The sequence below is a fragment of the Bacteriovorax sp. DB6_IX genome (assembly GCF_000447775.1).
In the GTDB taxonomy this organism is placed as follows: domain Bacteria; phylum Bdellovibrionota; class Bacteriovoracia; order Bacteriovoracales; family Bacteriovoracaceae; genus Halobacteriovorax_A.
In genome coordinates, this window is record NZ_AUNJ01000319.1 from 1 (window position 1) to 19,765 (window position 19,765).

The 19,765-nt window shown below is 39.2% G+C and carries 15 protein-coding genes; 4 read left to right on the plus strand and 11 right to left on the minus strand.

Features of this window, described 5'->3' with window-relative positions; translation table 11 throughout:
• The first annotated feature begins 1,398 nt into the window (after positions 1-1,398).
• The gene (locus M901_RS18220; RefSeq protein WP_021278023.1) at positions 1,399-1,533 is read left to right on the plus strand and encodes a hypothetical protein; all 135 of its coding nucleotides are present in this window, start codon (positions 1,399-1,401) and stop codon (positions 1,531-1,533) included.
• A gap of 9 nt (positions 1,534-1,542) precedes the next feature.
• Here M901_RS18220 and hemB read toward each other — a convergent pair whose 3' ends face one another.
• From hemB to M901_RS09680, 8 genes are all read right to left on the minus strand, one after another.
• Complete coding sequence (gene hemB, locus M901_RS09645; RefSeq protein WP_021278011.1) at positions 1,543-2,523, minus strand: porphobilinogen synthase; 981 nt, start codon at positions 2,521-2,523, stop codon at positions 1,543-1,545.
• Positions 2,523-2,957 carry a SufE family protein gene (locus M901_RS09650; protein WP_021278014.1) on the minus strand — a complete coding sequence of 145 codons (435 nt, stop codon included), beginning with the start codon at positions 2,955-2,957 and terminating at the stop codon, positions 2,523-2,525. The genes hemB and M901_RS09650 overlap by 1 nt, the downstream gene beginning before the upstream one ends.
• Before the next feature lie 71 nt (positions 2,958-3,028).
• Positions 3,029-3,802 carry an ABC transporter substrate-binding protein gene (locus M901_RS09655; protein ID WP_021278013.1) on the minus strand — a complete coding sequence of 258 codons (774 nt, stop codon included), beginning with the start codon at positions 3,800-3,802 and terminating at the stop codon, positions 3,029-3,031.
• 3 nt (positions 3,803-3,805) lie between these two features.
• Positions 3,806-4,075 (minus strand): hypothetical protein, encoded by a 270-nt coding sequence (locus tag M901_RS09660; protein WP_021278022.1) that lies wholly within the window; start codon positions 4,073-4,075, stop codon positions 3,806-3,808.
• Between the two features lie 12 nt (positions 4,076-4,087).
• Entirely contained in the window at positions 4,088-4,948 is an 861-nt protein-coding gene (locus M901_RS16510; RefSeq protein ID WP_021278016.1) for a ParA family protein, read from the minus strand.
• Between the two features lie 80 nt (positions 4,949-5,028).
• Entirely contained in the window at positions 5,029-7,413 is a 2,385-nt protein-coding gene (locus tag M901_RS09670; protein ID WP_157679943.1) for an SUMF1/EgtB/PvdO family nonheme iron enzyme, read from the minus strand.
• An 86-nt stretch (positions 7,414-7,499) separates the two neighbouring features.
• Positions 7,500-9,695: a hypothetical protein gene (locus M901_RS09675; protein WP_021278018.1), complete on the minus strand. Its 2,196-nt coding sequence runs from the start codon at positions 9,693-9,695 to the stop codon at positions 7,500-7,502.
• A 195-nt stretch (positions 9,696-9,890) separates the two neighbouring features.
• Positions 9,891-12,587: a tail fiber domain-containing protein gene (locus M901_RS09680; protein ID WP_021278012.1), complete on the minus strand. Its 2,697-nt coding sequence runs from the start codon at positions 12,585-12,587 to the stop codon at positions 9,891-9,893.
• Between the two features lie 137 nt (positions 12,588-12,724).
• Here M901_RS09680 and M901_RS09685 point away from each other — a divergent pair, with 137 nt between their 5' ends.
• Entirely contained in the window at positions 12,725-13,684 is a 960-nt protein-coding gene (locus M901_RS09685; protein WP_021278024.1) for a hypothetical protein, read from the plus strand.
• 106 nt (positions 13,685-13,790) lie between these two features.
• A complete protein-coding gene (locus tag M901_RS09690; protein ID WP_021278015.1) occupies positions 13,791-15,092 on the plus strand; it encodes a hypothetical protein in 1,302 nt (433 codons plus the stop codon).
• 115 nt (positions 15,093-15,207) lie between these two features.
• On the opposite strand, the gene M901_RS09695 is transcribed toward M901_RS09690, so the two are convergent.
• Together M901_RS09695 and M901_RS09700 are read right to left on the minus strand one after the other, a co-directional pair.
• Positions 15,208-16,497, minus strand: coding sequence for a L,D-transpeptidase (locus M901_RS09695; RefSeq protein ID WP_021278020.1), 1,290 nt, complete (start codon positions 16,495-16,497; stop codon positions 15,208-15,210).
• A gap of 141 nt (positions 16,498-16,638) precedes the next feature.
• Positions 16,639-18,228, minus strand: a complete 1,590-nt coding sequence (locus tag M901_RS09700; protein ID WP_021278010.1) for an ABC-F family ATP-binding cassette domain-containing protein — start codon at positions 18,226-18,228, stop codon at positions 16,639-16,641.
• A 220-nt stretch (positions 18,229-18,448) separates the two neighbouring features.
• Between M901_RS09700 and M901_RS09705 the strand changes: the two genes are divergently transcribed.
• On the plus strand, positions 18,449-19,156 hold the full coding sequence (locus M901_RS09705; protein ID WP_021278017.1) for a hypothetical protein: 708 nt from the start codon (positions 18,449-18,451) through the stop codon (positions 19,154-19,156).
• Positions 19,157-19,401: 245 nt separating this feature from the next.
• Here M901_RS09705 and M901_RS18030 read toward each other — a convergent pair.
• Positions 19,402-19,765, minus strand: a 364-nt coding sequence (locus M901_RS18030; protein WP_232422526.1) for a hypothetical protein, incomplete at its 5' end; no start/stop codon positions are given.

Genomic DNA, 19,765 nt, shown 5'->3' on the forward strand with positions numbered 1-19,765 from the left:
GTTGAATGACCAAAGAGTTCACCAAGGGCCCCAAGAATTCACTTTGTTTTCACGANATTTTTCAATATCTAAAATCTCTTGTAAGTTATACACGCCAGAGACAAAGAGAATCTTCTTTCTACAAATTGGTTGTAGTGCCATATTTAATGAAAAATAACCATCAAAATTGGTTATTAAAACCTTTTGCTTTAATTTCGTTAAAAGCTCAACACGTGCAAGAAAGTCTCGATTATCAACAGCACCTCTTTCTAGAAGTTTTGACATCGAAATTTCAGCAAGCACTTCAAGACGAGATTGCTCATCACCTTCAAGTTCATTTAAAATGGCCTCTTTCCCACATTTAAGCATATCCATATTCACGTGAGTTGGTGGTCTAAAGCTACCTCTAAGAACAACAAGATTTTTCTTATAGAGAGAATCTTTAGCGGCCGTCACTTGCCCAAACTCATCAAAGAGAACCATATTAGTATATTTTCTCTTAACAAGTTCTAATGAAAGAATACGACTATCAATCCCTTTAAAGGCTTCACCCTTAACACGAATCATATCGATTTCAATTCTTCTATTTGTCAGATTGTCCATTAGAGTTGAAACAATCTTAACGGGATCATTAGCATAATTAAAACAAGCGTAAATTAAATTTACCCCAAGAATTCCAACCGCTTCTTGTTGTTGAATATTTTCTTGATCTAACATTCTCACATGTAAGAGGATCTCACTTGCTTGGGCCTTGGCCTCATGCTGAAATTTCACCCCAAGCCAACCATGACAATCACCTAGGCCAGAATAACTCTTCGCGGCCACAGTATCGGCGAAAGCAAAGAACTTGGTTTCATTACTTCTAGAATCTTCTAGTCGATCAACAACTAAGTTGTATTCGTGATCAATCATTTTCTCAACACGTTCACGACACACATAGCGACCAGATTTTTCTCGACCATAGATTTTATCTGAAATAACCATATCGTATGCCGACATAGTTTTTGCAATTGTTCCGGCCGCACCGCCGGCCCTAAAGAAGTGACGTGCAACTTCTTGTCCTGCACCGATTTCGGCAATTGTTCCATAAATCTGATTATCTAAATTGATTCTTAGGGCCTTTTGCTTAGGCTCTAATATTTGACAAAAGTCCACTTGTCAGACTCCCTTGAAATTCTAAGTATAGAGATAGGATATCAAATTTGAGAGGAATTGAAAGACAGCGATTTAGCTAAATACCAAAAAAAAGGTCCAAAACCAAAAAAACTGCCCTAGACATGGCCAAACTAACACAAAATATCAATAACTTAAGTAGACTTTACCAAGAATTAACAAAGTAAGTATTAACAATATTCTCACATTTACCGTATAATATATGAGGGAGGAGGCAAATAAGGTCTCTCACCCACTGGAGTAAATATGTGGATTTCAGTTATTGCTATCGGAATTATTGTTGGAGCGGCAATCCTCAAGGAAAAGGAAAATCGTAGGGCCAAGGCCTATATTCCTGTTAAAGTTAATGACGGGCAGAAGGCCCGCCAAAAACCTCAGTAATTCATTTCATTAAAAAAGTCGGGCCACTTCTTTTGAGAAGTAAGTAAGGATCATATCTGCTCCTGCCCTTTTGAAAGAAGTCAGCATTTCAAGTGCAACTTTTTCACCATCAAGCCACCCTCTTTCGGCCGCAGCTTTTACCATACTATATTCACCTGAAACATTGTAGGCCGCGACAGGAAGATGAGTATTGTCCTTCATATCCTTAATAACATCGAGATATGAGATTCCAGGTTTCACCATAAGAATATCTGCGCCCTCACTCTCATCAAGACGAATCTCACGGATGGCCTCGGCCCTATTTGAAAAGTCCATCTGATAAGTTTTCTTATCACCGGCCTTAGGTGCAGAATCAAGAGCATCTCTAAAAGGACCATAGAAGCTAGAAGCATACTTGGCCGTATAAGACATGATAAGAGTATTTGTAAAAGATGATTCATCAAGTGCGAGACGAATTCTTCCAACTCTCCCATCCATCATATCACTTGGACCAACAATATCACTTCCCGCTTCAGCTTGAGCGATTGCCATAGCCGCAAGAATATCAAGTGTTTCATCATTGAGAATCTCACCTGTTTTATCATCAACTAATCCATCGTGACCATCACTAGAGTAAGGGTCCATTGCAACATCAGTCATGATGAGCATTTCAGGAAGCGCATTCTTAATATCTTTAATTGTTCTTTGAAGAAGTCCATCAGGGTTCTTAGACTCTGTGGCAAATTTATCTTTGAAAGAATCATCCAAGGCCGGAAAGAGAGAGACACATTTAATTCCCATTGACCAAAGCTCTTGCGCCTCTTTGACAATGAGATCGCGGCTTAGTCTGGCATATCCAGGCATCGACTCAATAGGATCAATCTTATCCTTTCCATCAATAATAAAAAGTGGAGCAATAAGATCATCACTCGTTAATGTCGTCTCACGCATTAGTGAGCGAATAGCATGTGACTTTCTATTTCTTCTAGGACGACTTAAATTTAAATTCATTAAGCTAACCCCATTTTTATTTTTGTTTGAAATGCAAGTGCATACATTGAAATTTGCTTAACCATACTAGAGAGTCCATTTGCTCTAGACATCGAAAGGTGCTGCCTTAAACCGATCTCATCTAAGAACTCTGGTTTCGTTGCAAGAACTTCCTCTGGAGTTGCATTAGAGTAAACACGAACTAGAACAGAGACGATACCTTTAACGATCGCCGCATCTGAATCAGCTTGGAAAATAATTTTCCCGTCTTTAAGATCAGCATGTAGCCATACTTGAGACTGACATCCCTTAACTTTATTTTCTTCTGTTTTAAGCTCTTCAGGCATTTCTACTAGGGCCTTACCAAGTGAAATGATATGCTTATATTTATCTTCCCAATCTGAGAATTGAGAGAACTCAGACTTGAGTTCATCAATACGATGATTAATTTCCATAGTTATCTCCTAAGTGCGTCATTTAATATCATGGCCATCGGAGTTTGAAAAGTTGACAATGGGCAACAGTATTAATTTTGACCAGTTAGAGCGAGAAAATCCCAAGTTTTATCAACTTGAGCGTCCTTATTGAACTTTGTGACATAGGACTTCTTGAGATCGTTAAAGAAGCCTTCTTCTTTTAACTTCTTAATAGACCTATTAATAGGTTTTAAGAGTGCCTTTCTATTTTTATGAACCCTTATGTGAATATCGTCTGTGGTGTAGATGGGTCCAATTTCGAGATCTAAATTTAGTTTATTAATATAGTATTGGGCTATGGTCTTATTCACGATCCCCAGATTGGCACGCTTAGAGTTGATAAACTCCAAAATGGCCCTTTCATTGACCAGGCGAGTGACCTTCTTAAAGCTCTTCTCGTCTTTATAAGTATAGCCCCTAACTAGTGCAAACTTATAACTATGAAGTCTGGCCATATTCGGACGCATTGATTTTGGATAAATAATGACGTCTTGAAGCTGCATAAAAGGAAGTGAAAAGAATTGGACATCTTGTTCTTGTGCCTTTGAACGCCAAGAGGGATTTGAACAACAACTGATATAAGTTTCCCCACTCCAAAAGGCACGACGCCTTCTTAAGGCCGGAGCTTTTTTTATTTGATAATTAATCTGGGCCTCATCAAGGATTTTTGTAAGAGCATCATAATAGATCCCCGAGGTCTTACCATTTTTCCCGTTGATAACCAGAGGAACTTTTTCTTCTTGATAGAAATGAATATTAAAGGCCTTAGCAAAACAAGCGCTACTAAAGAGTAATACGAAAATAATGTATAATGGCCTTAACATGATCTAAGAAAAAATTGGAACGATACTTCCAATTCTCCCCTTAAGCTCTTCAAGATTCTCGACAACTTGATCGACAAACTCTTGCAGAAAAAGAAAGAAACCATAATTTCCAACCTGGTCTGAAAGAAGGCTAAGAATCGAATTGAAGACTTGTATGAAAGGCTCTAGTCCAAACTTCTTAATGATGGCATCAAAGAAGCCTTCAGCTTGCTCAACATCCTTACCATCATTTGTGACCACGTATAGTGGATTTTTCTTGGCCTTAGCACCCATATAAAAACTCCGTTAATTTGCATTCCATGTTTCTATTATATCGGCAATTTCATGAAATTGTTGATGTAAATGAGAATATTCCTTAGAAGAGTAATCAAATACCGACTTTTTAGAGGCTTGTGACTTCACAAGCTGAGCACGATTATAGAACGGATTCACAACACGATCTTCACCGAGTCTCTCACCTATCATCTCCTTAATCTCATGAAGGTCTTGCTCTTCGACCTTACGGCGGTTGTCGACAAGATTGGGCACGTGGGCAAGGATCTCTGGCACATCGACGATTCCCATGTCTTGAACATCTTCGAGCATATCGTAGAAGTGATTTAAACCCTTCTTCGAAAAGTCATCAGGTCTAAATGGAACAATAACCCCATGACCTGCACAAATAGCATTGACAACGAGGAGCCCAAGAGTCGGCGGGCAATCAAGAAGAATATAATCGTAGCGATTAAGAAGATCATTCTTTTCTAAAAACTTTTTGAGAATGAGCTGCCTTGGAGACGAGATTGCGGCCATGGTCAATTCAAAACCTGAAAGCTCCTGCCCTGCAGGAATGATATCAACCTCCCCCTCTACAATAACATCATCCACTAGGCACACAGAGTGAAGAGACTTAAGCTCTCTTACAGAGTTCACAAGTAATTGATGAATTGAGTACTGATCTGTTTCTGAGGTATCAACTCCAAAAAGAAGACTGAGGTTGGCCTGTGGGTCCATATCGATACAAAGAACACGCTTGCCTTTTTGGGCCAGGGCATGGGCCGAATTAAAACACATTGTCGTCTTTCCAACTCCCCCTTTTTGATTGAGAAATGGAATGACTTTTCCTCTTGGTGTTTCAATATTCTTTGTAACTTTTTTAAAAAACATGACTCCCCCATTGATTTAAACAAAATCATGCTATCACCAAAGTGACTTGGAGTCATTAGCTTAATATTAAGTTTTAGTTATTATTCGACATAGTCAGAGTATGGAACTCGGATAAGACATCTCAGACCAACATCATCACGTGTGACAGTTGACTGATTTAAGAACTCCATTGAATAAGTTCCACTTCCAGTACCTGTTGAGTAACCACCACCTGTGGCGATACGCCCAACTGTTCCGGCCCCATCAGTATTGAAAGTCGTCATATTCGTCTCAATAGTATCGTCGTGAAGCTTATCACTTGGAATCCCACCTGTTGATCCGATATCGAGAACATAAGGTAGAGATGAGTCCGAAGTTTGAACTGATCTAAATTGAGAAGAAACAGGCATTCCAATTGTCACAAGGAAATCCCCTGCATTATACGTCACAGTATCTTCAATAAGCCATGATGCCATTGAGCCATCATCACAATTTGTATCGACATCTGTATCATCAAAACATGGACCAGTGATATTATCGAAAGTAAAATTATTGGCCCAAAAATATGATGAAGCATCATTTGATGTATTAAAGTTTGTGCTACTAAATGAATCTGGACTTCCACTCGCACCATCGTATGTGATTGTTGTCGACGTCCACTCTGCTACGTTTCCAATTGAGTCTTGAACACCAAAGAGTGAAGAACAATCTTCTGTTTGCGTAGATCCTGTATAAACCGATCTGATTGAAGAAGAAGCTGTTCCCGGTAGAGAATAGAAAGTCGTTGAATCAGGAAGAGCATTATCTGTATAACCAAAATCAATTCCATTGGCACTAGCTGTGTTACACTTAGAACTAGAGTTTAAGTTTGTTCCTAACTCTGTATCTTGAGCATTTCCATCGTTAAACGATGATGTAATTTCCCATTGAGAGTAAACAACCTGGTCTTTTCTAGAAGGTAGCTCATAACCATTTGTTAAAGTTCCCCCAGAGATAATCCCATCAATTGTTGAAGGCTTTGTCTGTGCCGTACAGAAGTTCGTTGCATTGGCGGCCGAAATATTAACAAGTGGTGGTAAGTGCGCCACTTGAGAAATCGCTAAATCCTCATTAGAGATCGCCGTCCAAACACCTGCTGTTTTCACACTACATGTGGCACTCGATCTGTCATAGTAGATATCACCATTAGATCCCTCAGCTGCAGAAGGTGCAACATTTCCAATACAAGATCCGTCTGTTGTAGAACATCCCGAAGAGCTATAAGGACAACCTTGCTCAAAACGGTTTACGAGAAGGTCTGCTCCAATATCATAGACAGTGGAAATACCTGTCGAAGCATTAAATGTTGAATAATCACCGGCCGTAGAATCAGTATCCTCTGGTCCAATATAGGCACAAATATAATTATAATCTTGGTAAGTAGAACTTCCCATAAGATCACAGATCGTCTTATTAACCATCCATCTGTGAGCAAAGATCATATTATCTGGTGGAGACATAATTCTCACATTCTTAATGGCCGCATTTGTCGAGACTTCTAAAGTTGAAGAGTCTGGCAACGTTAGAACAGGCCTAACTTCATAGAAGTATACAATATTTGGCGAAGGCGCCACTCTTGAATTCGTCCCATTATCAGAATAACTTGTTGCCGTACTTGCAACTGTATCTATATTAATTGGGTTTTGATAATCAAAACTCTCTCCGGCCTTTCTTCTGAAGATATTATATCCAGAAATTGATCCCGTCCCAGAAACTGTGAAGGCATTCCAAGTAAAATCAATTTGAGTCGTAGAGCTATAAGTATTCCAAGTTGCTCCATCAGAGTACCAGCATCTTTGACTATCTAGAGCTGTAGATTTTGAATTATAGTAGAAGACACCTTCATTTGAGGCCGCAGCAAGACCTTTAACGGCCGGTGTATCATCTCCAATACAACTGGCATACTCAAGATCTGTGTCACAAGTATTTGTCTCATCAGAAAGATAAGTCTGTTGAACCCAATTCCCTGTTCCTGCAGCTGAGGCAATATAACAGGCCCCGTTTCCATCTCTAAAGACAGCACCGGCGGCGTCCGCACTTGCAGTTGGTGTCCCTGCAACTGCTGAAGTACAAGCACTTCCAGTATCACAAAGATTCGTTGAGTAAGTACAACTGACTTCAGTATTGGCATCTTTTTTACTAACGGTTGAAATATTACAAAATGGTGCAAAAGAAACCCAGTTTGAACTTCCCTTGGCCGTTGCATAGAAACAACTTCCATCACCCATTCTATAGATAGCACCTGCATGATCGGCCGAGGCCGTTGGAGTTCCAGTAGCAGAAGACTTACAAACCGATCCTCCATCACACATATCTAGTGAATAAGAACAGGCATTATTCGTCTCAAGGGCCTGAGAAAATTTATTTGTCTTTATTCCAACCGACTTGATTTTTGCCCATCCATTGTGAATGATACTTTGGGCCTTAACTTCAATACTAAAGCTCACGGCCGTCACATTTCCAGAACAAGTGGCATCGTCACAAATATTAAAACTAATATCAGAAGTTCCTACCTGTCCAGCTGTTGGAACAATTAAAGAGAGAGAATACCATCATCCATGGCCCCTGACTCTGAGGTGAATGAATTGATGGCCCCTGGTGCAGTTCCATCAAAACTATCAGTCGTTCCACTTGCATTAGTATAAGTGAAAGTCATTTTATCTCTGTTTACGAGAATTGTATTTGTAATACTGATACTTGTCGTATCCACATAGAATGTTTCAGCATCTTCTGTACTATCTCCACCTTCATTAGGAATAATATTATTGATAAGAAGTGTTTCCTTCTCTCCAATAGTAAAAGATCCAAGTGAAGAGGCCACATTTGTCCAACCACTAGTGCTGACACTCTGGTAACAATTACCATTCGTTTCATCATAGTAAACAACTGGCTCGGCCGTAGAGTGAGATGTTGGACTAAATAGAGGTTCCCCATCACCAACACATCCCTTAACACCACATTCAGTCTTCCCATCATCTAAATCATAGCGTGTGTACTTACAAAGAATAGGTACATCAGAAACAGGATTTACTGTAATAGTAAAGGCCTTAGCATTTGAATAATTGGCCCCATCATAGGCCACGTAATAATAAGTATCTGCAAGCCCAGTGAAGTTTCCATTTGTTGGCGTATAAACACAACCAGATGTCGAGTTAGGACCATTGAGATTTAAACAACCCGATAGAACTCCATTAGTTCCAGTCCCATCTGTAATAACATTTCCACTAGCATCTGAAAGAAAATAAGTTAGAGAAGAGTCATTATCTGTCCCGCTTGGAAGAGAACCTGAAAAAGTAATAGCACTTGGAGACCAAGTATTACTTTCATTTCCAGACTCTGCATATGTCCCTGCAGAAAGCTCAGGTACATCATTAACTGAAGTAATAATAACTGTAATCGCCCCGCCTAAACCTGAACTAGGATACCACGTGGCCCCGCCATCATCAGAAACTTGATAATAGAAAGTAAATGGAGATGGATTCCACTCTCCTTCAAATGTAAAAGTACAGGCGGTACTCGTTGTCGTATCGAGACAACCAGCAATTGAAATAAAGTTTGTCCCATCAACAGGTGTCGCTCCCTGAATTCTATAGCGAATCGAAGAACTCGCTGTCTCAATATCCGTGATTGTTGGAAGTGTTACAGCGACAGTGTAGGAAGCATCATTTGTTCCCTCTTCTGTTGCCACTACATTGAAATCTACCGTTGAAGGAATATCATTTACTGCTGCGACAGTTCCTGTCACTGAAGCTGTTGAAGAAGTTTGTCCATTAGCTGTTACAGTGTAATCAAAGAAAGTAAAAGTCGAAGCGTTATTATAATTTGTCAGACCTTGAACACCAACTCGACATACTCCTGAAGAACAAGAACATGCACTAGTTAAAGCAAGATTAGTATCAAGATTAGAAATACTACAAGAAGTGGCCAGGTCTCCATCGACATCAGAATAAGCAAGAGTAATTAAACTCGATGTATCTTCTGTCAGACCTACACCAGTGACACCTGAAACAGTTGGAGCTGCATCAAGATTAGCAACCACAACTTCAAGAGTTTTAGTATCACCATTTCCATCATTATCACTTAAAAAATAATTGATTCTGGTTGTCCCATCAAAATTAGTCACAGGCTCAACAGTCATAGAACAAGCACCATTTAAACATGTACATGTCCCCGCTTGAAACTGACTTGCCGATTCGACATTTTGAAAAACAAAGTTCTGAGTTACCGTCGCCGAAACAGTTCCGGCAAGAGCTGAGTTAATTGCAGCGGCTACATTTTGAGAAGTTGAGATCCCATCTCTCATTCTCACCGTAATATCAAATCCTGATAACGAGGCAACCTCAAAACCAGGAGTAATAGAAACATCATTTTGTAATGTTAAAGTAAATAGTGGCCCTGTCAGAAGTGACGTATCCACCTTGTATAAGATCCCTTGGGACTCATACATTCCACGCAGCCCTGTTTGCGAACTTGTAATGGTACAAGATTGGGCGGCATCACCATCCCCATCCGTATAATTAATTGAGAATGTGGTCTCAGGGTCATTTTCCGTGATTGTAATTTTAGTCGTTGAAGCTATCGGAAGTCTTGGTGAAGAGTCAGCAACACAAGTACGGCTCACTTCATCAAAGATTTCCTGTGAAGCACACTGAGCGTTCTTCTTCGCCTCTTGTGGTGTACAAGACGCTAGAATCAAAAAGAATGTAATAAACCCTAACAACTTACCCATTAAAAAAATACTCCTAACCTCAACTACTTATCGCCACCTAAGCTTTTAACTTAAGAGTTATGGTTATTTTTTCAAATTTCACTGATTCTAGGGAATAATTAAGGACAAACCCTCATAATTACAGTTAGATAGCTTGCCTTCCTCAGAATAAGAACAAGCTATCCTTTTAAAAATTCGACTAAATTCTATGGCAATTTACTGACAAAAAGGAGCATCTGCGTATTTTGAACAAAGAAATTCCTTCATTTGCTCGTTCTCCCTCTCAAGGCGATCATTGCGTTTAATCTGTTCCTTAAGGGCCTTCATTGCATAGGCCTGAAGCTTTGATTTATCAACTTTCAAATAACCATCATCATCTTCATGCACTAGCTCTGGAAACTGCTCTCTAACTTCTTGGGCAATAACCCCAACTTCTTTCTTATGATGAAATGATTTATTTGGATACTCATCAGTTCTCCACTCGTACTCAACAGTGCGAATATTTGCAAATCTATCTGAAACTTCTTCAATCTCTTCAATATTTTTCTTATAACGTCTATCTGAAGTACAGACTCCTAACTCACAAGTTGAGTTTGCATAGACTGATCCTGAAGCATGAACATCTCCAGTCACATCAAGAGTATATGCCGGTGTTAAATTTAGCACCCCAACACGATTATTTGTCGAGTCAACGTGAAGAGTATTGGTATCCACTGTGAGATCCGCTCCTACAGTAGCGGCAGCACTTGTACTTAAATTAGATGAGAATGTTCCCGTAGTTCCCGAAACAGCACCTGAAAAAGTCCCAGTTGCAGTTCCAAAGTTTAAGTTTCCAGTCACGGTAAGGTTATTTGCGACTGTCACATCACCACCTTCATCGATCACAAGATCCGAGTTATCAGCTGTGGCACCAGTCTTTGCGCTACTTCTTACAATTCTTAGGGCCCCATCAGTTTGAGAAACACCAATTCCAAAAACAGTATCAGCAGTTGGCCCTCCTCCTGTACTTGTTTGCAAAGGAAATTGTAGAAAAGCACTTGTTTCATCAACTCCCAAAGAGAGATTCGTCACATAATTTGAAGCGGTATATGTCCCTGATGAAGTGGACACACTAAGCCCACCTGTCGGGCTCATTGGCCCCGAGATTGTACCTGTGGAAGTAATAGTTCCTGTCACAGTTGCATTACCACCGACAATGATATTTCCAGAAGACTGGATATTCCCCGTGACATCTAAGGCCTCAGCAGGAGCTGCATTTGCAATCCCAACATTACCACTGTGAGAAATTCTCATTCTCTCAGTCGCGGTTGTTGCACCATTCGTCGTGGTAGAAAAAATAAGGTTTGAACCCTTCGCAGCAGCACCCCAGGCCTCTGTTGAAGCAGATGAGATACTTGAAGTAGAACTAAAATTTGTTCCATCATAACCAGCAAAGCCAACTGTCCCAAGAGTTGTCCCAGTGAGAGTTGTCACTTCAGCACCAGGATTTAGGCCACTATTTGATCCAAGTGTTAACACAGCATCATTATCTTGATAACTGATAATACTTGTTTCAGTCTGAGCTGTACTTCTGATGTCCAGTTCAGAACGTGTCGTAGTAGTCCCAACTCCCATATTACCGGCGTTATCAATGATTCCTTGAGTAACACCATTGATCTGAAATTGGATCTCCCCACTTCCATCACCATCGTTATCAGCTGTAAGGACACTATTTGAAGCATTGGTAACGGAACCAGTAGAAACGACGTTAGTAATTCCTGAACCATCACCAATAAAGTTTGAGGCGGTAATTGTTCCCGTCACATCCAATTCTGTCGTTGGACTTTGATTATTAATTCCGACATATCCTGCATTAGTAATAACAAACTGAGCCGTTGTCCAAGGTGTTGGATCAGCAGAGTTCGTATTGATATAGAAGCTGTTTAAAGATGAAGTTGTTCCATCAGTTGTTCCCTCTGCACCAACTCTGACATGTCTTGTTGATTCAAGACCAAAACTAATCCCTCTTGCCCACTGAGTCCCTGTTAGAACATCCCCATCAATTTGTAAGGCCGTTCCATCACCGCTGACAGCGAGAAGGTTTGTATCATAGAGATTAAATAGTGTTGGAGTTAAAGTTGTCCCGATTGAGACATCCCCTGAAGTATAATTGATGTCTGAAGAACTCTTTGTCCAAAAGTTCCCTGTACTATTATTATCTATCTTTAGCCAAGATGCTGTATTTGAGTCATAAACAACCCAATCTCCAGAAACATAGGTTGCAGTTCCAGTAGCACCCGCTCCATCAATATCGACAGAGACAACTGTTGAGTCAACAATCCAAAACTCTCCATTATTTGGTGTTCCGGATGGAGGTGTTCCAGCTGCCGGGGTATAACTTCCCATGAAATTGAGCCCACCTAAGTTTCCTGGTGTCCAAGATGATCCATTATAAATGAGGGCCTGTCCTGAGTTTGCACCCATAGAATCAATTTTTGCGGCCGTAATAGCACCATCAGCAATCTTTGCACTCGTAATTTCTGCGTCATCAATCACAAATGTCACAGGAAAAGTTGCCTGAGCATAAGCATTGGAAACAAAGAATGTATAGGCCACATCAGTAAAGAAGCGCACACTAGGAGCGACAGTTAGGGCCAAGAGAGAATTTGTTTTTGACGAAATCGTGAGATCATAAGTTGAAGATCCCTGTGAAACAGTTACTGTTTGTGTCCCAGAGAGATTTTCACCTTCAACAATAATTTTATCGGAACCAGACATATATATTTTTGTAATGGAAGGTTCCACAATTTTATTAGTCGAAGTTAAGGCATTATTAGAGCCTGTCTTCTCTTTGATCTTCTGAACACAAGAACTCATACCCAGTATTAGAAATATTCCAATTAAAATTTTCACAACATTACCCATTTTTCTCATATTTATCCCTTAATCATTTCGACACTTTGAAAAAAAAGTTTAAAGGCCGACTATTTCATTATCCGACATATCCGCACGGGAATCAGAGAAAAATGCCCATCTTTAGATTTAGAAAAAACCAAATAAAATAGTAAGTAATGATAAAGACGACACTTATTTCTATTTTCATGCTATTTTTGGCCAATCAATCCTTTGCTATCTCGCAAGAAGATATTGAAAACGAAATCAAAGAAAATCACCATTTAGTTGTCATTCAGAAAGTTTCAACAACTGGAAACTCTTTTATCATTAGAAAAGGTCATAAAGACCGTGTCTACACTGGTCAAAAATCACTCTTCTCTTCTAAGAATATTTCCTTTGTTGCTCGAGTCGTAAATTCCAACCGCGACTTCTCCCAGTGGGTCATAGAAGATAAAGAGAGTAAGGTTCCATTTAAAGTAGGAGAAATCGTCACAGTGAGTTACTCAGTCGAAAGAGTATGGACAGAGATTCCAAAACTCATGACTGACGAGAGATATAATCAGATTCTTGCTATTGAACAAAAGCAACTTCGAAAAAAATACAGCGTCGCTTCCGAGACGGCCTACCAAATCCTTGTGAGTAAAACACAAGCACTCAATGAATCAACGACTGGTTCGGAAAATAATGATGGGGAAAGAAGTGGAAATAACTTCAAGTTCAAACTGACTAGACCCTTATCAGAAAGTTTTAAGTGGGAATTCGGTTTTCGATATGACACGGAACTTCTCACTCTGTCTAATCCAAGTTTAGAAATTGAAACTCAAAGATATATGGCAACTCTAGGGCTACAAATGAGATTTGCAACTCTTTGGGGAATAAACACAACTCCATATGCTAGCGTCACCTTAGGATATGGAAAATCACAATCGCAGCTCAATGATTCCGTACAATCAGGAAATGCCTCACTCGTACCTTCGGTGGCCGTCGGACTTGATTTTCCTATGAACGATAGTACAAGTGTTCTACTAGAATTTGCCGTAGAATCAATTCGCGCGGAAGAAAGCTTTAGCGATGGTGTCGCACAATCTACAAATATCACAGCGGCCATGCTCTCCCTGGGCCTGCAATTTGACTAGACTGTCTAGTTCTTAGACACTTTCAAAAATTCTGAACATGAAACGGCTTCATTAATCATCTCTTTAGGAGATAAACTTGGCACCAATTGTGCTTCTCTAAGTATCGATGCATTCTATTAAGACAGCGCTCTACATCATATTTCTCCATATCGTTCTTTGTACCAATAGCTGGTCAAAGCAACTTAGTATTGAAGAGTTGCAGCAGCAAAATCTGGAAATAGGCCCCCAAGATAAAATCACTCTTGGTCAAAGAGATTACCGCATTATAAAAAGCCTAGGAAAAGGTAATACCACACGAGTCTTTCTCGTCGAGAATGAGCAAGGTGAGTTTGCCTTAAGGATTCCCCTATCAAGTGGAAACTTTAATACATTCTCTCGTTATGAGGACTATATTGATGCCTTCTACCTAGGACATCGGGCCTTGGAAACACAAAGAATTAGAGTTCCTAAGATCTATGAATTTGAAAGTCAAAATTACCTTCTCGTAGAAAAACTAGAATTAGAAGATAGCTTTGATCTTAAAGAGTTCTTCTTCTATAAAAACAAGATCCTAGATAAATCAGGTTCACAACATTATATCAAAGCGAGAGAAAAGCTTGTCGACTTCATGAAGACCCTCGCTCCTTTTAAAGATGTAAAAGATTTTCATCTTAAACAACTCGTATACTCTCCAAAACAAGAGAGCTGGCTTCTCGTCGATTGGACTCTTTCCCATGAGTTATTCAAAGACACCACAGACCAAAGAGTTTTGAGAAAGACTCATTTTGAAAATACATGGCAAAGTGTCTTCTATGAAAAAGGTGGAAGAGATGATAATGGAGTCATTCCTGAATTCAAAGCTGATGAGCAAACAGAGAACATAATAAAAGAAATAGAAGAGGCCATTGATCGTCAAAGAGAAATGATATTAGAAAATGAGAAGGCTCAACTTGAGTTAAGAGTCTCTCAGGCCAAGAATATAAGATCAGTGGCCGAGTTAAAAGAATATCTCAAAGCACCAGACTTTCAATTCTCCCAAAATTATATTGATGGAATTCTTCAATCTTTAGTCGAGATTGAACAGATCGATCTCAATCAGATTTTGGAGCAGACACCCTTTTATCTTATCTCAGACAATAAAGACTACATAAAGCTGGCCGAGTCAATCACGCAAAAGATTCAAAGGCCACAAGAGCTTGTGACCCTTCTCAATATGCGCTCAACAAAGGGAATCCGAGCAGACTGGGCCCTGACAATGAAAATCCAAAAGATTATCACACAGAGTGAAAGAGAGACTCCCATTTCAGTTTATAGGGAGCTCTTACAATCAGATCTTGTCAGTGATTATGCCAAGGCGTGGATTAAACGAGAGAGATTAGATCCAGCGACGAATCTCACTTGTCAGGATGCTATCCTATTATTCAAATAAAAAAGGCCCTGTTTCCAGGGCCTCATATCAAAGATAATTTCTTATTGATTCTGCTTTCCGTGTACCCACCATCTGTAGACACGATCCTTAAATGATCTTCTTGGAAAGGCTTCTTTTAAACATTTCTTAAGATCTTTTTCAGCATCTTTATAAGCCTATCAAGCTCTCTTTCCGCTTTTCTTAAGGCCTTCTCATATTTTCTTTGAGCTTTCTTTTCTTCTTTTTCAGACATTCCCCAAGTGAAGAACTCATTTCTATTTACCTTGAACTTTGATTCATCAACCTGATTAGCATCAATACACTTCTGCTCTTTTGCTTTATTTTTCTCAGCAATTCTCCAGGCCATTTTATAATCAAAAACAACTCCCCAGTCATCGTCTGAACGATCAACCAGGTGAGAAACTGGTGCCGTATCATTCCAGTTATAAACCGTTTGTACAAGATCATCTCTATCTAGTTTCCAATCAGGAGAAGAAGCTGAACCAGTATTAAGAACTCTCTTATATGGCTTATTCTTCTTAGGGAATGGGTGCTCAGTCTTATCTGCTGAGTGGAAGTTCACAACAATTGGTGTTCTTCTTCTTGGTCCCTGAGAGACAATCCAGTAAAGAGCGTATAAGTCAGGGTTTTGCATTCTCATACAACCATGAGAATCAAAAGCACGGATAAAGTCACCACCGTTTGGCTGAGTATGGAATCCAATACTTGTAAAACCATTCTTCGCATCATCAGAAGCATGAATTCTAATAAAAGGTTTCCCCATAAAGTAACGAGGTTTCTTACGCTCATAGATTGCGTAATTCTTATCTAAGTAACCTTGCTTAAATCTTGGCGTTAGGATTGAGACACCATCATTAAGTACGCCCTCATCAAATGCTCCAACACCTAGTGGGAAAATCATCTTGATTCCGTTTGAGCTATCTTTAACAATGGCTTTTCTAGAAGAAAGAGCAACCTCAACTTCAAAATTTGTTTTAGAAAGTCCAATTTGTTCAGTGATAGCAGATTGAACATAACCTTCAACCTTCTTTCCATCCCACTTAAGCTCACCCTTAACATTAAGCTTAACAAATTGTAGAGCTTCGAAGCTTCCCTTAGTTCTTACAAAGGCAGCTAACTTATATTTGAACTGATCTCCATCTCTTTGTGGGTAATCAGTGAAGAAGAGATTGTAAACATTCTCAACTTCAAGCTCAGGAAAGAGATCCTCTTCATTATCAGAATACCAATTTAAGAACTTTGAAAGATTTGGATCAATCTTATTATTTGTCCACTTGGCAACATCATTAACGCGAACATTCAAGACCTCATTAGACCCCACACCTAATGTTTGAAACGCCGCTTGGATATTTGTACTTAGTAATAGGGCCGATAGAACTAGCCCAGCTTTAATAGAATTCAACATGAAATCCCCCAATTTGTATGGGGCGAAATCTAACACGGGCCTGTGTACACATCTAGCAGCGAGTAATTTTTATATAAGAAAAGCCCCATTAAATGGAGCCTTTACACATATTTTGTGAAATATAATCCGATTTTGTGGAGTCTACTGCTGACTTTCTAGGTACTCATCATATGTTGTCATCTTGTCATAGCTAACGCCACCATCAAGAACTATGATTCTATTCGCAACAGTTTGAAGTAGCTCGTGGTCGTGTGAGCTAAAGAGAATATTACCTTTAAAACGAGTCATACCATCGTTAACAGATGAGATACTTTCTAGATCTAAGTGGTTAGTTGGTCCATCTAAGATGATGACGTTCGCTCCAGAAAGCATTAACTTAGAGAGCATACATCTCACCTTCTCTCCCCCAGAAAGAACATTTGTCTTCTTTAGGGCCTCTTCACCAGAAAAGAGCATTTTCCCTAAGAACCCTCTAATAAATGTTTCTTCTTTTTCATTTGGAGAGAAATCTCTTAGCCAGTCAACAAGGTTCTTATCTCCCGACTCAAAATACTTTGTATTATCACTTGGAAAATATGAATGAGAAGTTGTCACACCCCATTCAAAAGTCCCTGAATCCGCTTCTTCTTCACCAGAGATGATATTAAAGAAAGTTGTAACGGCAAGATCGTTATCCGATAGGAAGGCAATCTTGTCATCCTTATTAACCATGAAGCTCACATTATCAAGGACCTTAACTCCATCAATTGTTTTTGTAAGTCCATCAACTCTAAGTACCTCTTTTCCAATCTCACGATTAGATTTAAATTCTACATAAGGATACTTTCTTGTCGATTTTGGTAGATCTTCAATATTTAGTTTATCCAGCTGCTTTTGACGAGCAGTGGCCTGTGATGACTTCGAAGCGTTGGCAGAGAATCTTTGAATAAATGACTTAAGCTCAGCGGCCTTCTCTTCCATTTTCTTATTTTCAGAGGCCCTAAGCTTTTGAGCAAGCTCAGAAGACTTCTTCCAAAATTCATAGTTTCCAGCATAAGCAGTGATTTTACCAAAGTCGATATCTGCAATATTTGTACATACTTTGTTAAGAAAGTGTCTGTCGTGGGATACAACAATCACAGTGTTCTTAAAGTTTAGTAGAAAGTTTTCAAGCCATCTAATGGCCTTAATATCAAGGTGGTTGGTAGGCTCATCCAGAAGAAGAATATCTGGGTTCCCAAAGAGGGCCTGAGCAAGTAGTACCTTAACCTTAATATCTGATTGAAGATCTTTTAGAAGTGTTTGGTGAAGTTCCGTTCCAATAGCAAGACCATCTAAGATAACCCCTACTTCTGATTCAGCTTCCCAACCATTCATATCAGCGAATTCAGCTTCAAGCTCAGATGCTCTAATTCCATCTTCATCAGTGAATGGGTCCTTCATATAGATCGCATCTTTTTCTTTCATGATCTTATAAAGCTTGTCATTACCCATCATAACCGTTTCCATAACGGTATATTCGTCATAAGCAAAGTGATCCTGCTTTAGAACAGATAGTCTGTGACCAGGTGTGATATTAACCGTCCCATTCTGTGGCTCAATCTCACCAGAGAGAATCTTCATAAATGTCGATTTTCCGGCACCATTGGCCCCAATCAGACCGTAGCAATTACCTGGCGTGAATTTTACATTAACATCTTCAAAAAGCTTCTTACCACCAAAGCTTAGACCTACATCACTTGTACTAATCATATGACTTCCTTAAATTTATCTAATTTCAGATATTTCTAACATAATTTACCCCAGATGATAAGGGCGCCAAGGCTTTTTACTAATCTTTACACAGATACTAAACCCTCCCAAGTTATTGATTACACTCTGTAAATATATTTATTTTAAATATTAAACCTAATTAGTCCGATAAGGAGTTGATACCAAGTCAAATGATAGAAATATCACGAAGGAGCGAAGAGTGAGTTTTCCAAAATTCAAAAATCCACAGAAATTCAATTTTTCAGGTAATCAAGATTCAAATAAGAAGAAATCTAAGGATAAATTTAACTTCAATAAGGGAAGTTACAAATCGCAATGCTTCTACTTACTGATGAGAATCAAGGCAAAAGATGAGAAGCTTTGGAAGGAGCTCAATCAAGAGTTCCAAAACACACCAGATGACAATTCATGGGAATTCTTTGAAAAGCTTAAAGATATCTATGCTGATTACGCTGAAGAGTCTCCTCAACTAAGAGTTGTTAAACATGAAGAACCGGCCAAACCACAAAAAGTCCTTAAAAAAGTAGTCAAAAAGGATTTGAAAAAAAGCGTGAAAAAAGAAAAACCTACCGTAGAAATGAAGGCTCCTGCCAAGGGTGCTGTTAAGAAGACGGTAAAAAAAGATAGCAAGAAAGCGGGAGCCAAAACCTCTGCAAAGACTTCAAAGACTTCAAAAACTTCAAAAACTTCAAAGACAGCTAAAAAGGTGACGAAGAAAACGGCAAAGAAAGTTGCTAAGAAAACAGCAAAGAAAACTGCGAAGAAAGTTGCCAAGAAAACTGCGAAGAAAACTGCGAAGAAAGTTGCTAAAAAAACCGCCAAGAAAGTAACCGCAAAAAAGGTAACTAAGAAGAAAGTGGCCAAGAAAAAAGTTGCGAAAAAGAAAGTCGCAAAGAAAAAAGCATAGCACCGCTTAGGTGCCAGGCACCTTTTGTTTCGCACTCACCGCTTAGGTGCCATGCACCTTTTGTTTCGCACTTGCTAAATAGATTAGAGGTACGCGAGTCCTTTTTGACTTATTGAATAGTTACTGATGGAGCGAAAAGGTCGCGTGTACCGAATGTAAAGAACTAAAATTTCATCCTTTGAACATGCACTTCACAAACCTCACTATGCATTTTACAAATTGAGATTATTACACCTTTAACAGCTTTAGATTTTCCTACTTCTTTTCAAAATTGTAGGTTCTATAAAGTTAACTCTTTTTTTACTCTCTTTTCCAAAAAAGGAAAAATATCTCCCGACACTGTCAAAAAGAGCTTCTTTAGCGACACAAGAACTCTCATTGCATTGGCATTTCATTGAAAATCTTTGATGCCTCTTCTGGTTGCGATATTCTGGATTAAAACTTTTCATATAATTTGACGCAATTACAAAGCAAGATACCCAAACAGGGAAAAGAACAGCGTTTCGAATCTTTAACGTTAATATTGTTTGATATTCCTCCTTGCTAACATAAAAGAATTTGAACATCACAACCTCTCTTAACTTATTTACATTGAACGCAAAGAAGACA